Annotated in this window: 12 protein-coding genes and 2 tRNA genes; 12 read left to right on the top strand and 2 right to left on the bottom strand. The window is 65.9% G+C overall.

Annotated elements, in window-relative coordinates; translation table 11 throughout:
• The 7 genes from QMC81_06930 to QMC81_06960 form a co-directional block, all read left to right on the top strand.
• Positions 1-953 (top strand): DUF2232 domain-containing protein (locus QMC81_06930; GenBank protein MDI6907201.1); only part of this gene is annotated, 953 nt, incomplete at its 5' end.
• 2 nt (positions 954-955) lie between these two features.
• Positions 956-1,408, top strand: coding sequence for a 50S ribosomal protein L9 (rplI, locus tag QMC81_06935; GenBank protein MDI6907202.1), 453 nt, complete (start codon positions 956-958; stop codon positions 1,406-1,408).
• Positions 1,401-2,732, top strand: coding sequence for a replicative DNA helicase (gene dnaB, locus QMC81_06940; protein ID MDI6907203.1), 1,332 nt, complete (start codon positions 1,401-1,403; stop codon positions 2,730-2,732). The genes rplI and dnaB overlap by 8 nt, the downstream gene beginning before the upstream one ends.
• Positions 2,733-2,788: 56 nt before the next feature.
• Entirely contained in the window at positions 2,789-4,186 is a 1,398-nt protein-coding gene (locus QMC81_06945; protein MDI6907204.1) for an NAD(P)/FAD-dependent oxidoreductase, read from the top strand.
• 36 nt (positions 4,187-4,222) lie between these two features.
• Positions 4,223-5,509: an adenylosuccinate synthase gene (locus tag QMC81_06950; protein ID MDI6907205.1), complete on the top strand. Its 1,287-nt coding sequence runs from the start codon at positions 4,223-4,225 to the stop codon at positions 5,507-5,509.
• Between the two features lie 80 nt (positions 5,510-5,589).
• Positions 5,590-5,665 (top strand) — tRNA-Glu (locus QMC81_06955).
• 6 nt (positions 5,666-5,671) lie between these two features.
• A tRNA-Gly gene (locus tag QMC81_06960) sits at positions 5,672-5,746 on the top strand.
• A gap of 74 nt (positions 5,747-5,820) precedes the next feature.
• Here the strand turns inward: QMC81_06960 and gabT are convergent.
• A complete protein-coding gene (gene gabT, locus QMC81_06965) occupies positions 5,821-7,149 on the bottom strand; it encodes a 4-aminobutyrate--2-oxoglutarate transaminase (GenBank protein ID MDI6907206.1) in 1,329 nt (442 codons plus the stop codon).
• A 15-nt stretch (positions 7,150-7,164) separates the two neighbouring features.
• Entirely contained in the window at positions 7,165-8,640 is a 1,476-nt protein-coding gene (locus QMC81_06970) for an aminotransferase class I/II-fold pyridoxal phosphate-dependent enzyme (protein MDI6907207.1), read from the bottom strand.
• Positions 8,641-8,822: 182 nt separating this feature from the next.
• Between QMC81_06970 and QMC81_06975 the strand changes: the two genes are divergently transcribed.
• The 5 genes from QMC81_06975 (at position 8,823) to scfA (ending at position 12,862) form a co-directional block, all read left to right on the top strand.
• Positions 8,823-10,004 carry an aminotransferase class I/II-fold pyridoxal phosphate-dependent enzyme gene (locus QMC81_06975; protein MDI6907208.1) on the top strand — a complete coding sequence of 394 codons (1,182 nt, stop codon included), beginning with the start codon at positions 8,823-8,825 and terminating at the stop codon, positions 10,002-10,004.
• Positions 10,005-10,039: 35 nt separating this feature from the next.
• The gene (locus QMC81_06980) at positions 10,040-10,978 is read left to right on the top strand and encodes a hypothetical protein (GenBank protein ID MDI6907209.1); all 939 of its coding nucleotides are present in this window, start codon (positions 10,040-10,042) and stop codon (positions 10,976-10,978) included.
• Positions 10,979-11,088: 110 nt separating this feature from the next.
• Entirely contained in the window at positions 11,089-11,739 is a 651-nt protein-coding gene (locus tag QMC81_06985) for a methyltransferase domain-containing protein (GenBank protein MDI6907210.1), read from the top strand.
• A gap of 316 nt (positions 11,740-12,055) precedes the next feature.
• Positions 12,056-12,691 carry a CBS and ACT domain-containing protein gene (locus QMC81_06990; protein MDI6907211.1) on the top strand — a complete coding sequence of 212 codons (636 nt, stop codon included), beginning with the start codon at positions 12,056-12,058 and terminating at the stop codon, positions 12,689-12,691.
• 21 nt (positions 12,692-12,712) lie between these two features.
• Positions 12,713-12,862, top strand: coding sequence for a six-cysteine ranthipeptide SCIFF (scfA, locus tag QMC81_06995; GenBank protein ID MDI6907212.1), 150 nt, complete (start codon positions 12,713-12,715; stop codon positions 12,860-12,862).
• Positions 12,863-13,013 lie beyond the last annotated feature (151 nt).

A 13,013-nucleotide genomic window follows, 5' to 3' on the forward strand; every position in this document is an offset into this window, starting at 1 on the left:
TTCCCATCTCTCACTTCCCACTTCCCATCAGTGAGGTGATCCGCTTGCCTGAAGGCCGGGCCGTGCGGGAGGCGGGAACCTATGCCCTGGCCGTCACGGGTCTGCTCCTCGCCGGCCTTTACCTGCCCTTCCTGCATTTCCTGTTCGGGATGGCCCTGCTGGTGCTCACGGTGGTGACCGCCCGCCGGCAGACGGCCGTGCTGGCCCTCATCGTGCTGGCGGCCTGCGGCGGAGTTCTGGCCGTTGTCTTTTGGTCTCCCGACCCGATGATAATGGTGCTGGAGTTCGGGTTCCTGGGGCTTGTTCCCGCCCTGGGCTTCAAGAACGGGGCCCCGCCCGAGTTTATCCTGGCAGCGACCCTTTTCGCGGCGCCGGTGTTTGTGGGGTTGGGCCTGGCCCTCGGCTGGTTCGGGTGGGGGCTTAACCCTATGGACGCCACCGGGGTGCTGAACGGCCCGGGGGCCGAGACGCCGGCCGCGAGGGAAGCCATCCGCCTGGCCGCCGTTCTGCTCCCCGGCAGCTACGCGGTCTGGGCCTTCGCCACGGGCCTGGCGGGCTTCTTCCTGAGCCAGGAAGTGCTGCGTCAGCTGGGCCTGGCCGGTCAGCGGACCATCCCCTTCAGTTCCTGGCGCCTTCCCTGGTATGCGGTCTGGGGCCTTATCGCCGCGCTGACCCTGGTCCTGGCCGGGGACTATTGGCGCCAGGCGCTCTGGAGAACCGCCGGCCAGAACATCCTTTTCCTGATGGCCTTTGTCTATTTCACGGCGGGCGTGAGCCTGGCCGCCCATTACTACCACCGCCTTAACTGGGCCCGTCCCTGGAAACTCCTGGCCGTGGCGCTCGCCGTCTTCTACTGGCCCGTGACCTTTACATTTTTAGCCATGTTCGGGTTGTCCGACAGCCTGGTCAACTTGCGGGAACGCCAGCCCCGGCCACCGCAGAAGGAGGAATAACGGTGAAGGTTGTCTTGCTGAAAGACGTGCCCAACCTCGGGCGCCGCGGCGAGGTGGTCAATGTCGCCGAGGGCTACGCCCGGAATTACCTGCTGCCCCGCCGCCTGGCCGAGCCGGCCAGCGAGGGCCGGATGCAGGAAATCGCCCATAACATTGACCTTAAGGCGAAGAAGGAAGAGCGTGCCGCCGCGCAGGCCCGCGCCGTGGCCGCCCGGTTGACCGGCCGGGCGGTGAAGGTCGCCGTCCGCGCCGGGGAGGGGGGCAAGCTCTTCGGATCGGTGCAGACCAAGGACATCGCTGCGGCCGTGGCCTCCCAGCTCGGCCTTAAGGTCGACCGCAAGAAGTTCGAGATCAAGGAGCCCGTGCGTGCCCTGGGTCGCTATACCGTTCTGGCCCGGCTGCATCCCGGGGTGCAGGCGGAGTTTACCGTGGAGGTCGTGAACAGCGGTGCTTGACCGCCTGCCGCCGCAGAACATCGACGCCGAACAGGCCGTCCTCGGCGCCCTGCTCCTGGACCCGGAGGCCGTGCACCACTTGCCTTCCACGCTGCGCCCTGACGACTTCTACCACCAGGGGCACCGCCTCATCTTCGAGGCCGCCCTGAGCCTGGCCGAACAGGGGCAGCCGGTGGACCTGGTGACCGTCACCGGACAGCTGCGGGAGCAGGGCGTGCTGGAGAAGGCCGGGGGCGCGGCCTATGTCGCCTCTCTCCTGGACATCGTCCCCACCGCGGCCAACATCGAGTACTACAGCAGGATGGTCGAGGAGAAGTCCCTCCTGCGGACGCTGATCATGGCCGCCACGCGCATCGCCGAGATGGGGTACGAGGGGGGGGATGACGCCACCCGTCTTCTCGAGCAGGCCGAGCGGATGATACTGGAGGTCGGCGCGCGCCGCGCCGCGGGGGGCTTCGCCTCCCTGCGGGAGATCCTCCTCGCCGTCTGGTCCTTCGTCGAGGAGGCCTATGCCAGCAAGGGCGGCCTCTCCGGCCTGCCGACCGGGTTCGCCGACCTGGACCGGCTCTCCTGCGGGCTGCAGCCGGCCGACCTGGTCATCCTGGCCGCCCGCCCGAGCATGGGCAAGACCAGCCTGGCGCTGTCCATCGCCTACCAGGTGGCCGTCAAGCAGCGCCTGCCGGTGGCCGTCTTCAGCCTGGAAATGTCCAAGGAGCAGCTCGTGCAGCGGCTGCTCTGCGCCGAGGCCGGGGTGGACCAGTACCGCCTGCGCACCGGCAACCTGCGCGAGGAGGACTGGGAACGCCTGAGCGACGCCATGGCGAACCTGAGTGATGTACCGCTGTACATTGACGACACCGTGGCCGGCTCGGTGCGGGAGATGCGGGCCAAGGCCAGGCGGCTGCAGGCCGAGAAGGGCCTCGCCCTGGTGGTGATTGACTACATACAGCTGATGCAGTCGGGGACCCGGGCCGAAAACCGGCAGCAGGAGATCTCCCAGATCTCCCGCAGCCTGAAGGGCCTGGCCAAGGAACTGAACGTCCCCGTCCTGGCCCTCTCGCAGCTTTCCCGCGCCGTGGAGTCCCGGCAGGAAAAGAAACCGCAGATGTCGGACCTGAGGGAATCAGGGAGCCTTGAGCAGGACGCCGATGTCGTGATGTTCATCTACCGGGATGAGTATTATAACCCGGAGAGCGATAAAAAGGGCGTGGCGGAAATCATCATCGCCAAGCAGCGTAACGGCCCGGTGGGTATCGTCGAACTGGGCTTCATGAAGGAGTTTACCCGCTTCGTTAACCTGGCCAAAGCCTCGGGAGCAAGTTGACAACGGGGGGGCCCTTTGCTAAATTTGAAGGGGCCTGTGTAAGGGGGTTTGGCCGCTTGACACAGAGACAGTACGACGTAATCATCATCGGTGGAGGGCCGGCGGGAATTTTCGCGGCCCTTGAGCTTGTTAAGGACAACGGTAAGGTTCCGCGGGTCCTGCTCCTGGAAAAGGGGCTGGACCTGAAGAAGCGTCTTTGTCCCTCCCAGGTGCGTACGGGCAACTGCCGCCACTGCGTCCCCTGTGCCACAGTCTGCGGCTGGGGAGGGGCCGGCGCCTTTTCCGACGGCAAGCTGACCCTTTCGACCGAGGTCGGCGGGAGCCTCGACCGCTACGTGGGGGACGAGGCCCTGACCGGGCTCATCGAGTACATCGATAAGATCTATCTGCGCTTCGGGGCCCCGCAGGACGTCTACGGCACCCGCTGCAAGGAAGAACTCGAGGCCGTCCGCAAAAAGGCTGTCCTGGCCGAGCTGCGCCTCGTGCCGCTCCCGATCCGCCACCTGGGGACCGGGCGCTGCGCCGAGATACTCCAGTTGATGTACGACTATCTGAACCCCCGGATCGACATCCGGACCAACACCCTGGTGACCCGCATCCTGACGCGGGACAAGAGGGCGGTGGGGGTCGAGACGGCCGAGGGGGAGACCTTCAGCGCCCGCTACGTGGTCGTCGCCCCCGGCCGGGAGGGGGCCGAGTGGCTGACCAACGAGGCGCACCGCCTGGGCCTGAAGACCGTGGTCAACCCGGTGGACATCGGGGTGCGGGTGGAGCTGCCGGCGGTCGTCCTGGAGCCCCTGACCCGCCTCTTCTACGAGCTGAAATGCACCTACATCTCCAGGACCTTCGAGGACCGCATCCGGACCTTCTGCATGAACCCGAACGGCGAGGTGGTCATGGAGAACAACGACGGGGTCATCACCGTCAACGGCCACAGCCACGCCTACCGGAAGACCGAGAACACCAATTTCGCGGTCCTGGTCAGCAAGAGCTTCACCGAGCCCTTCCAGGAGCCGATCGCCTACGGGCGCTACATCGCCTCCCTGGCCAACCTGCTCGGGGGCGGGGTCATCGTGCAGCGCCTCGGGGACCTGATGAACGGGCGCCGCAGCACGAAGGAGAAGGTGGCGCGGGGGCTGGTCAGGCCGACCCTGCCCGAGGCCACGCCGGGCGACCTCTCCCTGGTCTTCCCGTACCGCCACCTGCTGGGGATCATTGAAATGCTGCAGGCCCTGGACAAGATCGCCCCCGGGGTCAGCTCGCGCGACACCCTGCTCTACGGGGCCGAGGTCAAGTTCTATTCGTCCCGCCTGTCCCTGAACGAGCACCTGGAGACCCAGGTGGGCAACCTCTTCGCCGCCGGCGACGGCGCCGGGGTCACCCGGGGCTTGGCGCAGGCCTCCGCCTCGGGCGTCGTGGCGGCGCGGGAGATCCTGCGGCGGGGCTGGGAGTAAACCGGACTTACCGGATAAGAAGGAGCGAAAAAACCGATGGCCGTGATCGTACTTGTCGGCGCCCAGTGGGGCGACGAGGGCAAGGGGAAGGTGACCGACTTCCTGGCCCGGTCGGCCGATATCATCGTCCGCTACCAGGGCGGCAACAACGCCGGCCACACCGTGGTGGTGGGGGACCAGGAATTCCGCCTGCACCTCATCCCGTCGGGCATCCTCTACCCGGATAAACTGTGCATCATCGGCAACGGGGTGGTCATCGACCCGGCCGTCCTGCGCCGGGAAGTGGAGGCGCTGAAGGAGCGCGGGGTGACAATGGCGACCCTGAAGGTCAGCGAGCGGGCGCATGTCATCATGCCCTACCACCTCCTGCTTGACGGGCTGGAGGAGGAGGGCCGCGGCGCCGGGAAAATCGGCACCACCCGGCGCGGGATCGGCCCGGCTTACGTCGACAAGGCCTCCCGCAGCGGGATCCGGGTTATCGATCTCATCGACCGGGATGGCTTCCGCGAGAAGCTGGCGCGGAACATCGCCGCCAAGAACCGCCTGGTGGGCGGTGTATACGGTGCCGAGGGCCTGGACTACGACGAGGTGCTGCGGTCCTACGAGGAGCACGCCGACTTCCTGCGGCCGCTGGCCGCCGACACCTCGCTCCTGATTTCCGAGGCCATCGCCCGGGGCCAGAACGTCCTCTTCGAGGGGGCGCAGGGCACCCTGCTGGACATCGACCACGGCACCTACCCGTACGTGACATCCTCCCACCCGACGGCCGCCGGGGCGGCACTGGGGGCGGGAATCGGGCCGACGCGGATCGACACCGTCATCGGCATCGCCAAGGCCTATACCACGCGCGTCGGGGAGGGCCCCTTCCCGACCGAACTGCACGACGGGACCGGGGAACTGATCCGCCGGAAGGGCCGGGAGTTCGGCACGACCACCGGCCGCCCGCGGCGCTGCGGCTGGTTCGACGCGGTGATCGTGCGCTACGCGGCGCGGGTCAACGGCCTCAGCTACCTGGCGGTGACCAAGCTCGACGTGCTCACCGGCCTTGAAACCCTGCGCATCTGCCGCGCCTACCGCTACCGCGGCGAACTCCTGACCGAGTTCCCGGCCAGCCTGGACGTCCTGGCGGAGTGCGAGCCGGTCTACGAGGAACTGCCGGGCTGGGACGAGGACCTGTCGGCGGCCACGCGCTGCGACGACCTGCCGCCTGCGGCGCAGGACTACCTGGAACGGATCACCGAGTTGACCGGCGTGCCGGTGGCCCTGGTCGGCGTGGGCGTCAAGCGCAGCCAGACCCTGGTCCGCTGCGGGGTATTCGAGTAGAACGGTGGCAGGATGTGCTTTGCCGCCCGGCCTTGACAGGCGGGCGCACCTATAGTAACATACAATGTGCGAGACAATGTGGCCCCATGGTCAAGTGGACTAAGACACCGGTCTTTCAAGCCGGTAACCCGGGTTCGAATCCCGGTGGGGTCACCATAACACGCGGGTGTAGCTCAATGGTAGAGCATCAGCTTCCCAAGCTGAGGGCTGAGGGTTCGATCCCCTTCACCCGCTCCATTTTCGTCAATAACGGCAAGGCCTCCCGGCTATCGGGAGGCCGACCTTTTTGCAATGCCGCCGGGGGTCGGCGCTCAGGCGCCGGCCCCCGCGTGTTCCTCCAGGGCCGCCTCCAGAATGGAGAAGCCATCGTTAAGCTCCTCGTCGGTGATGACCAAAGGCATCAGGAAGCGGATGCAGTTGCCGAAGGTGCCGGTCTTGAGGATCACCAGCCCGTGGCGCCAGCACCAGTCGACAATGCTCTGGGTTAACTCGGGGGCCGGCTCCTTCGTCTCCCGGTCCTTCACCAGCTCCATAGCCGGCATAAGACCGAGGCCCCTTATGTCGCCTACCGCCGGGAAGCGCTCCTTCCAGGCGAGGAGCCTCTCCCAAACCCGCCGTCCAAGCTCCCGGACGTGCTCCTGGAAGGCCGGGTCCTCGTAGACCTCGATGACCGCCAGCGCCGCCGCACAGGCCACGGGGTTCCCCCCGTAGGTCCCGCCGAGGGACCCGACGACGGGCGCGTCCATCACCTCGCGCCGGCCGATCACCCCGGAAAGGGGCAGCCCTCCGGCCAGTGACTTGGCGACCGTCACCAGGTCCGGGGTAATGCCGAAGTGCTCGAAGGCGAACATCCGGCCCGTCCGCATGAACCCCGATTGGATCTCGTCCACGATGAGCAGGATGCCGTGCTCCCGGCAGATGGCCTCCAGGCCGGGCAGGAACCCCGCCGGGGGCACGACGAACCCGCCCTCGCCGAGGACCGGCTCGACGATGACCGCCGCCACCTCCTCGGGGGCGACCTGCGTCGCCAAGGCCTCCCGCAGCGCATCGAGGCAGGCCTGTGCGGTACCATAGGGCCCGCCCCGGTAAGGGTACGGGTACGGCGCATGGTAGATCTCGGGCGCCAGTGGGCGGAAGTGGTCTTTGTAGGGATGCTCGCGGCCGGTAAGGGACAGCGTGAGCAGGGTACGGCCGTGAAAAGCGTGGGAGAAGGCGATGACGGCGGGCCTTCGGGTGTAGGCCCGCGCGATTTTGACCGCGTTTTCGACCGCCTCGGCCCCGCTGTTGACCAGTAAGGCCTTCTTCGGGTGGCCGCCCGGCATAAGTTCGACGAGTTTCCGGCATAATCGCACGTAGGGCTCGTACATCAGCACCGAGAAACAGGTGTGGATGAGGCGCTCGACCTGAGAATGGACGGCGGCCACCATGTCCGGATGGTTGTGGCCGGCGTTCAGCGTCCCGATGCCCCCGGCGAAATCCAGGAACTCGTGCCCTTCGATGTCCCGGACCCGCGACCCGCGGGCCGACGCGGCGAAGACCGGGGTGGCCGAATACACTCCCCGCGCCACGAACTGCTCCCGCAGCGCCTTAAGCCGCCTCGTCTCCTCACCGAAACGGTACTCCTCTTTGGTTTCCGCCATCTGTGTACCGCCTCCTCAGTCGATTACGTTGATAAACTCCAGCCGCCCGTCCTCGGCGCCCTGCAGGTGAACCCCGGCATCCCTGGCCCGGGCCAGGTAGGCGATAACCGGCGGCGTCAGCCGCTCACCGGGATAGATCACGGGGACGCCGGGAGGATACGCCGCCACCATCTCCGCGCTGACAAGGCCGGCGGCCTCGTCCAGCCGCACGCGGCGTGCCGGCCGTCCGAAGGCGTGGGCCGGGATCAGGACCATAGGGGGTGTCGGCGGGAGCAGGCCGCCCGCAAGCCCCGCTTCACGGGCGGGTGTCGGGGAAGCGCCGGGGGCGCCGCTGATCACCTGCTTAAAGGCGGTCAGAAAGGCGTCAATGGTCTCCGGCGTATCGCCCGGGCTGAGTAAGAGAACGATGTTGGAGAAGTCGGAGAGTTCGATCTGGACCCCGTGCTCGTACCTGAGCACGCGCTCCACCTTGTGCCCGGACAGGCCGGTTTCCCGGACGTTGATCACGATACGGGTCGGGTCGGTACGAAAGGGCCCCTGCAAGAAGTCCGGGTTCAGGCAGCGCACACCCGTCCCGGTCCGCTCCATCGTCCCGACCTCGGCCGTAATCCGTGCCGCCATGTTCAGAACCCTCTGGAGGCGGTTGTGCCCTTCGTTGGCCAGCAGGAAGCGGGCGGCGTCGAGGGAGCCCAGGATGAGGTAAGAAGGGCTGGTGGTCTGAAGGATGCGCAGGTACCCCCTTACCCGTTCGACCGGAACCCGCTCCCCCTGGAGGTGAAGTATGGACCCCTGGCTGAAGCTTCCGGCCGTCTTGTGAACCCCCTGGGCTACGGCGTCGGCGCCCTGCTGGAGCGAGGACGGCGGCAGGCCGGGATGGAACCCGAGGTGCGCCCCGTGCGCCTCGTCCACGAGCAGGGGGAGCCCGTGAGCATGAGCGATCTCGGCGATGGCGCGGATGTCGGGGATGACTCCGTAGTAGGTGGGGCCGACGATGAGAACGCCCTTGGCCTCGGGGTGTTGAGCGACCGTTTTCTCGACGGTCCGCGGTGAGACCCCGAGCGGCAGGCCGAAGGATTCTTCCAAGTCCGGCTCCATGTAAACCGGCCGGGCGCCGCTGAGGATCAGTGCCCCGACCACGGAGCGATGTACATTCCGCGGGATGATGAGTTCGTCCCCGGGGCCGCACAGGGCCAGGACCAGGGCGTGCAGGCCGCAGGATGTCCCGTTCACCAGGAAAAAGGTATGGTCCGCGCCCCAGGCCTCCGCCGCCAGCGCCAGGGCCTCGGCGATGCAGCCGTGCGGCGCGTGGAAGTCATCCAACCCCTCGACTCCCACCACGTCGGCCTGAAAGGCGCCGTATCCCACCAGGGAGAGGAAAGGTTCGGCCACCCCGGTTCCGCCTTTGTGCCCGGGCATGTGGATCCGCCCGACTCCCAGGTAGTCCCGGATGGCCTCGACAATAGGCAACCGGCTTTGGTCCGGCGATGTCACTTAATGCATCTCCTCCTTCCCTGATGTCGCAGCGGCAGTCTCACAAAATTTTCCGTGGTCTCATAATATGGGGTTCAAAGGCGGGGCGTTCCCCGGCAGGGAGCTCCGTTGGAAAAAGCGCAAGCCCAACGGCGGGGATGTCCGTCCCTATCCGGGGGAAGGGGAAAGGAGGAGGCGGGGCTATGAAGCTGGCGGCCAGGGCCGGACGTCTGCCCGTGGAGACGGCTTTCGAGCAGGCCGAAAAGCTATGCCGCGCCGGGATCCCGTTCATCAACTTCGCTCACGGCGACCCCGACCAGCCCACGTCCGAGGCCGTCAAGGCCGCGACCTGCCTGGCTCTTGCCCGGAACGAGACCAGGTACAGCGATACCTTGGGCCTGACCGCCCTCAGGCAGGCCGTCGCCGAGCACGTCGGCCGAACCCGGGGCGTGCCCGTTTCCCGGGAAGAGGTGATCGTTCTCCCCGGGGCCAACCCGGCCGTCTTTCTCGGCCTGCTGCTCGTCATCGACGAGGGCGACGAGGTTATCTATCCCAACCCGGGCTACCCCCTCTACCCGTCGGCCGTTAAGGCCGCGGGGGGCGAGCCCGTACCCCTCCCCCTGCGCCCGGAACTCGGCTACACCTTCGACCCCCGGGAACTCACGGCCCTCATCACTCCTCGGACCCGTGCCGTCATTATCAACTCCCCCAACAATCCGACAGGTTCCGTACTGGGGCCCGAACATCTTGCCGCGCTCGCGGAAGCGGCGGCCGGCCGCGACCTCTGGCTTTTGTCGGACGAGGTGTACGCCGACTTTGTCTACGAAGGCCGGTTCGAGAGCGTTTTCTCGCGTCCGGAGGCGCGCGGGCGCGTCCTCCTGATCGACAGCTTTTCGAAGACCTTCGCGATGACCGGCTGGCGCCTGGGTTATGCCGTCGGTCCGCGCCCGCTGATCGAACGCCTCGGCACGCTCTTCGCCCTGGTGGACTTCTCCGTCAACACCTTCATCCAGCACGGCGGGATCGAGGCCCTCCGGCGCCACGACGAGATAGCGGCATGCATGCGGGCCCTCTACCGGGAACGCCGCGACCGGATCGTGGCCGGCCTCAACGCCGTCCCGGGGGTCGTATGCCCCGTCCCGGCCGGCAGCTTTTATGTCTTCCCGGAGGTGACGGAGGCCTGCCGGCGCCTCGGCCTCCAGGGCGCCAAGGCCCTCCAGAAACTGGTCCTGGAGAAGTGCCGGGTCGCCCTGCTGGCCCGCGACTGGTTCGGCCCGCGTAACCCCGGGGAAACGGGCGAGCGTGTCCGCCTCACGTATACCCTGCCCCTCGCCGACATCGAGGAGGGACTCAGGCGCCTCAAGTCGCTGGTGGAGCGCAAGTGAGAAGAGAAACGCTACGACTGCGGGGAGGAATGATTATGGCCCGGTTTAACCTGCATGGGGCTCTGGCGGAGCTCGGGCTGCCGCCGTGGGATCTCCATGACCATCCCACATCGGGGTATACCTTCTCCGACGGAGCGCACTACCGCTTCGAGATTTCCGGGGTGGAGGACAGGACGGCCCTGGAGGCCATGCTGGACGAGGCGCAAAAGCGCGGGGTCGTCATCCACCGCATTATCGGTTCGGTGCAGGGCGCCGCCCTCCTGACCAGGCGGGAGTTGCGCGAGTTTGCGGAACTCGCCCGTGCCGCCGGCGTTGAGGTGGTGATGCCTCCTTTGCCCATCCGGGCCTGGGACACCGGGCGGGTCATCGCCACCCCTGAGGGGTACATGTCGGGCATCCGCATCCGCGGCGCCGACAACTTCGCCGCCGTTCTGCGGGACATCGCCCGCTGCCTGGAGGAGGGGGTCCGGGCCTTCCTGGTGGTCGACGAGGGGCTGCTCATGGTGCTCAATGCCCTCCGGAAGAAAGGGGTCATCCCTCCGGAGACCGGCTTCAAATTCTCGGTTTACGCCGGCCACGCCAACCCCGCCGCTCTGCGGCTCCTGGAGCAGCTCGGCGCCACCACGGTCAACCCGCTGCCCGACCTCTCCCTGTCTATGCTGGCGGCCGTCCGCCGGGCCATCGACATCCCGATGGACATCTACGTCTCCTGTATCGAGTCGTGGGGCGGCATGCACCGCTTTCACGAGGTGAGTGAGATCATCCGGGTCTGCTCTCCCTGTTACCTCAAGATCGAGCCGGGCCGCTCGGAAATGGACCACTACAAGCCGTGGCTCACCCCCGATTTCCGGTGCTTCTGGGTGCGGCAGAAGGTGAAGTACGCCGCCATTCTCCAGGAACTCCTCGAGGACTCCGGGGCCGCTTTTGAGACGTCACTCCCGGGGGCGCCGGACCTGAGGATTCCCGGACCCTAGGGGCTTTGCCTCCGAAAGAACCGTGTCCGGGTGAGTTCCATAAACTGGGTTAAATACAACAGCCGGGCCGCCGGGACGTTCCGGCAGGCAAGGTGCAAGGAGGATTGTTGATGGAGAAGGAGACAGTCAAGCGGGTGTATACGGCCGGCGCTTCGCAGTACGACTCGTTGATGCAGGGCGACTGGGACCGGGATACCCCGCGGGGCGAGGTGGTGGGGTGCCTGGAGTTGCAGCCGGGGCAATCGATGCTCGACGTCTGCGTGGGCACCGGCCTGAACTTCCCCCATTACCCGCCGGGAGTCGGCGTCACGGGCATCGACTTCACCGAGGCCATGCTGGACGTCGCCGGGCAAAAGGCCGCCGGGATGGGGCTCGCGGTCAACCTCGTAAACATGGATGCGACGAAGATGACTTTTCCGGACGAGAGCTTCGACGGCATCCTGGCGACCTATGCGATATCCGTCGTGCCCGAACCGCTGCAGGCGATGCGGGAGATGGCCCGCGTCTGCAAGCCCGGCGGCCGGATCGCCATTTGGGACAGCGTCCTCTCGGATATTCCGTATGTGGCCGGAAACCAATATGTCATCAACCACTTTACTTCGAAGTACGGATATCCGGAGGGTGTAATCGTCTTCAGCATCACGCTTGACTTCCCGGCACTGATCGAGCAGATCCCCGAACTAAAAGTAGACCGCTTTACGCGTTACGACAGGGAAAACCCGCTGAAGTCGCGCTGCCTGATCAAGCTCATCAAGGCATAGCTTTAACTCAGGGGCCGGTTTAAGTTTGGGGTCAGGCCCCTAACTTAAAAAACCAGGGGGCGTACCCGTTATGTGGGCCGCCCCCACGTTTTGAGGTATTACATCCGTCGGTCCCCGTCATATTGCCATGTCCAAAGAAATTACGCTTTCGCTTTCCGGCCCGCCCCCGGCAGGAGGGCCCTTTTTTATGGGTTCCTGGAACCGGCCGTACGCCGTCGGGGGACAGGCTCCGTGGCCGGTTGAAAAGGGGAGCGCTTGTTAGTATCCCCATCCTTGTTTATAATGAGTGTAAAACCTGGTAGGGGAGGCGAACGTATTGTTCGTCAAGGACCACATGACCGCCAATCCCATCACGATTACTCCGGAAACCCCTATCTTTCAGGCGTTGGAGATCATGACCCGCAAGAAGGTCCGCCACCTCCCGGTACTGGACAAGACCGGCCGGGTGGTCGGTTTGGTAACCGAGCGGGGACTGCTCCAGGTCTCCCCTTCACCGGCGACAACCCTCAGCGTCTATGAGCTGAACTACGTCCTGGCCAAGGTCACCGTCAAGGAAGCGCTGGTAAAGAACCCGGTTTCGGTCGATCCGGAGCTTCCGATCGAAGAGGCGGCCCAGATTATGCATCAGAAGAAGATCGGCAGCCTCCTGGTGACCCAGGATGACCGCCTGGCAGGGATCCTTACCCAGACGGATGTCATCGCCTCCGTGGTGCGCCTCTTCGGCCTGCACAAGGCCGGTACCCGCCTCGTCATCGAAACCCGGGACCGCACCGGCCTGCTCGCCGACCTCACCAAGATCCTCAAGGACATGGACATCAACATCCGCAGCGTGGCCACGATGGAGGTCGAGCCCGGCCATTACCACCTGATGCTGAGGGTCAGTCTGGCCGACGCCGGCCCGCTGGTGTCCGAGCTGGAGGCCAAGGGCTTCAGCGTCGTTTCGGTTAGTTAGAGAGAGGAGGGAAAGCAAGACATGGGCAAGCATATCACGACCATCAGCAAGGGATCCGCAGCGCCGCGGGAGCACCGGGGCTGCGGGGAGTGCGCCACTTCCTGCCAGTCGGCCTGCAAGACGTCCTGCACGGTGGGCAACCAGAAATGTGTAGTGAGAAGTGAGAAGTGATGTGAGAAGTGGGAAGTGAGAACAGAAGTGGAATTCGCGAAGCGAATTCCTTCCAGCATCCCACATCACACCTCCCACCTCTCACCTCTCACCTCACACCTCGCGCCTCTCATACCGCCGGCCGCTGACGGTTTTCGGCCGGCGTTATTGT

This window comes from Thermoanaerobacterales bacterium, assembly GCA_030019475.1.
Classification (GTDB): domain Bacteria; phylum Bacillota; class Desulfotomaculia; order Desulfotomaculales; family JASEER01; genus JASEER01.

What these genes read in the sequence shown, in the direction of transcription:
- QMC81_06985 (MDI6907210.1), top strand. Translation starts at nt 11,089, where the DNA reads ATGGAGAAGGAGACAGTCAAGCGGGTGTATACGGCCGGCGCTTCGCAG.
- QMC81_06975 (MDI6907208.1), top strand. Translation starts at nt 8,823, where the DNA reads ATGAAGCTGGCGGCCAGGGCCGGACGTCTGCCCGTGGAGACGGCTTTC.
- gabT (MDI6907206.1), bottom strand. Translation starts at nt 7,149, where the DNA reads ATGGCGGAAACCAAAGAGGAGTACCGTTTCGGTGAGGAGACGAGGCGG.
- scfA (MDI6907212.1), top strand. Translation starts at nt 12,713, where the DNA reads ATGGGCAAGCATATCACGACCATCAGCAAGGGATCCGCAGCGCCGCGG.
- QMC81_06980 (MDI6907209.1), top strand. Translation starts at nt 10,040, where the DNA reads ATGGCCCGGTTTAACCTGCATGGGGCTCTGGCGGAGCTCGGGCTGCCG.
- QMC81_06950 (MDI6907205.1), top strand. Translation starts at nt 4,223, where the DNA reads ATGGCCGTGATCGTACTTGTCGGCGCCCAGTGGGGCGACGAGGGCAAG.